The sequence below is a fragment of the Micromonospora sp. HK10 genome, assembly GCF_000982955.1.
Classification (GTDB): Bacteria; Actinomycetota; Actinomycetes; order Mycobacteriales; family Micromonosporaceae; genus Micromonospora.
The window spans coordinates 1-3,684 of the sequence record NZ_KQ058790.1 but is presented as its reverse complement, the minus strand read 5'-3'; the positions used below and the strand labels follow the sequence as shown (position 1 = coordinate 3,684).

The 3,684-nt window shown below is 73.8% G+C and carries 3 protein-coding genes and 1 pseudogene; 1 reads left to right on the top strand and 3 read right to left on the bottom strand.

The features are described from left to right. Positions 1 to 91: 91 nt before the first annotated feature. Positions 92 to 1,453, bottom strand: a complete 1,362-nt coding sequence (locus LQ51_RS11635; RefSeq protein ID WP_046565024.1) for an MFS transporter — start codon at positions 1,451 to 1,453, stop codon at positions 92 to 94. 243 nt (positions 1,454 to 1,696) lie between these two features. Beyond that, the gene (locus LQ51_RS11630; protein WP_369799843.1) at positions 1,697 to 2,743 is read right to left on the bottom strand and encodes a mechanosensitive ion channel family protein; all 1,047 of its coding nucleotides are present in this window, start codon (positions 2,741 to 2,743) and stop codon (positions 1,697 to 1,699) included. A 288-nt stretch (positions 2,744 to 3,031) separates the two neighbouring features. On the opposite strand from LQ51_RS11630, the gene LQ51_RS11625 reads away from it, so the two are divergent. After that, complete coding sequence (locus tag LQ51_RS11625; RefSeq protein WP_046565026.1) at positions 3,032 to 3,571, top strand: HNH endonuclease; 540 nt, start codon at positions 3,032 to 3,034, stop codon at positions 3,569 to 3,571. Positions 3,572 to 3,585: 14 nt separating this feature from the next. Here LQ51_RS11625 and LQ51_RS32705 read toward each other — a convergent pair. Continuing rightward, positions 3,586 to 3,684: pseudogene (locus LQ51_RS32705) on the bottom strand (class F sortase); the annotation flags it as partial.

Below are 3,684 nucleotides of genomic sequence, written 5' to 3'. Positions count from 1 at the left end.
CGGGCTGCGCCGGTCGGGCGGCGCCGCGTCGGGTCGGGCCGCGCCGCTCGGGTCGGGTCGGGTCACGTGACCGCGGCGGGCGTCGGTCGGGTCAGGTGACCGCGTGCCGACGCCGGGCCCGGTCGCCGGCCGGACGCGGCGGAACGTGCGGCCGGTGGCCCTCCGGGTCGGCCGAGTCGGCGCGGCTGGCCGCCGCGACCGCGGCGTCCACCGTCTCCTGGCGCGGCCAGGTCAGCGCCGCCGCCAGCATCAGCACCACGCCGACGGCGCTCCACACGCCGACCACGGCGGGCACCGCGAAGCGCTCGGCGAGCAGGCCGGTGACCAGCACCGCGGCGCCCTGGATGATCTGGGTGCCGCTGGCCATCACCCCGAACGCCCGGGCCCGGTAGCCGTCCGGCAGGGCGCGGACGAAGAGCCCGTTGGCCGTCGGCACCACCCCGGCGACGGCGAAGCCGCAGGCCGCGGCGAGCAACGCCACCACCACCGGCGGCGGGTCGAACAGGGCCGGGACGAGCATCAGCGGGGCGAGGACCGCCAGCGGGCGCATCAGGGCCAGTCGCCGGGCCGGGCCGACCAGCCGGCCGACCACCAGGCCGCCCACGATGTAGCCGACCGGGTTGGCGGCCATGATGACCGCCTGGGCGCTGCCACTGCTCAGCGTCCCGCCGCTGCGCTCGGTCGCCCAGGCGGCGGCCAGGCCCTCCGGCACGATGGAGAAGAGCATCGCGCTGAACACCAGCACGGCGACGGCCCGCAGGACCGGCTGGCCGAAGACGATCTGGAAGCCCTGGGCGGTCTCCCGCAGCAGGTGACTGCGGTGCGCGGCGGTCATCGCGGATTGCCGGTTCCGCAGGCCGAAGTGGACCAGGGCGGCCGACGCCGCGAAGGTGGCCGCGTTGACCAGCAGGGCGGCGGGTGGGCTGAACGCGGCGATCGCGGCGCCGATGAGATAACCGAGGACCTGGGACGCCTGCCCCGCGCTGGAGATGACCGAGAGCCCGACCACCAGCCGGTCGCCGTGCAGGAGTTGCGGGATCACCGCCGAGCGCGCGGCCTGGCTCGGCGGGTTGGCCAGGGTGGTCAGGAAGAGCAGGACGAGGACCGCCCACGGCGGCACGCCGGGCAGCGCCACCAGCAGCATCAGCGCCATCCGGAGCAGGTCGCAGGTCACCATGACCTGCCGGTAGCGGTGTCGCTCGGCGACCGCGGCGAGCACCGGGCCGCCGAGCAGCCAGGGCAGGTAGCTCGCCGCGAACGCGGCGGCGGAGAGCGCCACCGACTCGGTCTGCCGGTAGACGAGAAGGGTGACGGCGGCCTTCGCGATGTAGTCGCCGATCCAGGACAGCGCGGTGGCGGCGAAGAGCGCGCGGAACTCGGCCTGACCGAACACGTCGTGGAAGGTCGCCGGGCCCTCCGGGGCGGGTCGCTCGTCGGACACCGTCGCCTCCATCGCCCCCGGCGCCGGCCACTCGTGATGGCCTGACCGGGGACCGTCGTCAGATCTCGGATCAGCGAGGACACGGGCACGCTCAGGAAAGCGTGTTCACCGGATTCTGCCCGATTGTCTGAACCACGGCTAGGGTGAACGGATCGATCGTCGCTTGTCCGACTGAACGAACGGACGATACCCGAGGGGCCGCACGGAGCGCGACCCCCGAAATCGGTCCCTCGGAGTGGGCCGTGTGGCGGCGGCTCAGGTGGCCCCGCCGGTGCCCGTCTCGCCCTGGACCGGCGCCGGTGCGGGCACGCCCGGGTAGAGCCGGGCCGCCGCGATCCGGGCGGTGATGCCCGAGTTCTCCAGCGCCTCGGCCAGCCGGCGGCGCAGCTCCCGGCCCACCGCGAACTGCCCGTCGGCGGTCGTCTTGACCACGGTACGGATCACCGAGCCGTCGACCGTGACCTGTTCCACGCCGAGCACCTCCGGCTCCTCGACGATCCGCGGGGCCAGGTCGGGATCCATCGCGACCGAGGCCGCCGCGGTACGCAGCACCGCGGTCGCCTCCTCGGTGCTGGCGAAACCGATCGGCAGGTCGACCACCACCAGGGCCCAGCCCTGGCTCTTGTTGCCGACCCGGACGATCTCGCCGTTGCGGATGTACCAGAGCACGCCCCGGCCGTCCCGGACCGTGGTGACCCGCAGGCCCACCGCCTCCACCACCCCGGTCGCCTCGCCCAGGTCCACCGTGTCGCCCACGCCGTACTGGTCCTCGATCAGCATGAACAGGCCGGCGATCAGGTCCTTGACCAGGCTCTGCGCGCCGAAGCCGAGGGCCACCCCGGCGATGCCGGCGCTGGCCAGCAGCGGGGCCAGGTCGAAGCTGAACTCCTTGAGCACCATCAGCAGCGCGATGCCGAACACGAACGCGGTCACCATGCTGCGCAGCACCGAGCCGATCGCCTCGGCGCGCTGGCGGCGGCGCTCCGGCACGAACTGCTCCGGGCTGAGCGAGGCGCTGGGGATCCGCTCCCGCAGCGGCCGGAGCATGGTGGGCACGGCGCCCTCGGTGGTGGTCCGGACCAGCCGGTTGATCGTCCGGTGCAGCGCCCAGCGGGCGGAAACGGCGAGCAGCAGGATCAGGATGACCCGCAGCGGCTTGAACAGGATCCAGTAGCTGCTCTCGGCGAACCAGGCGGAGTTGGTGACCTTGTACACCCACTCGCAGGAGCTGCTGCCCTGGCAGTCCGGGCGCCGGTCGGAAACGGCGGTCAACAAGGTGGCGATCAGGCCGGAGACACTCACCCTGCTTTCGTACCGCACGCCGGTTGGGCGCCCGCTGTTGACCCACCGTCACCCCACCGGGCGGACGGCGAAACCGAGCGTCGCCGGCGGAACCGGTCATCGTGGCCCGACCGGTGGATGCGCCCCGAGGTAGCCAGGATTAGTGCGTGCAATCCGGGGCCCGATCAGGGACGATTGGCGCAACGGACGTCGGTGGTCCCGGCCGGCCCCGGTGCCGTTCCCCGCTGCCCGCGGGGCAGGCGCCGACGCGGCAGCGGCGGGAGCGGCTGGACCGGGAGGGTGAGCACGATGCCTGACATACGACCCACGGCGGGCTCCGGTGCGCTTGTTCTCAACGCCACCTACGAACCGCTGTGTGTCGTGTCGGTGCGTCGTGCCGCCATCCTCGTGCTCTCCGCGAAAGCGGTCTGCGTCGCCGATGGCGACGGCATCCTGCACAGCGCGCGCAACGCCCTGCCGGTCCCCTCGGTGGTCCGGCTGACCCGCTACGTCCGGGTTCCCTACCGCACCCACGTCGGGCTCTCCCGCCGGGCGATCTTCGCCCGGGACGGTTGGCGCTGCGCGTACTGCCGCGGGCCGGCGGAGACCATCGACCATGTCTTCCCGCGCAGCCGGGGCGGCCGGCACGCCTGGGAGAACGTGGTGGCGGCGTGCGCCCGGTGCAACCACACCAAAGGCGACAAGACCCCGGCCGAGCTGGGCTGGCGGCTGCACAACCCGCCGGCGATCCCCAAGGGGACGGCGTGGCGGGTGCTCGGGCACCGGGCGCCGGATCCGCGCTGGGCGGACTGGCTCGACCTGCGCGAGCCCGAGTCCGAGGCGGCCTGACCCGGCCGCGCCGCTCACCGCCGCGCCTGCACCAGCGAGGCGTACACCACCAGGTTGTCGGCGTATCCGGTCTCGCCGCCCACCCAGCGGCCGCCGCAGGTGATCAGCCGCAG

What these genes read in the sequence shown, in the direction of transcription:
- LQ51_RS11635 (WP_046565024.1), bottom strand. Translation starts at nt 1,453, where the DNA reads ATGGAGGCGACGGTGTCCGACGAGCGACCCGCCCCGGAGGGCCCGGCG.
- LQ51_RS11625 (WP_046565026.1), top strand. Translation starts at nt 3,032, where the DNA reads ATGCCTGACATACGACCCACGGCGGGCTCCGGTGCGCTTGTTCTCAAC.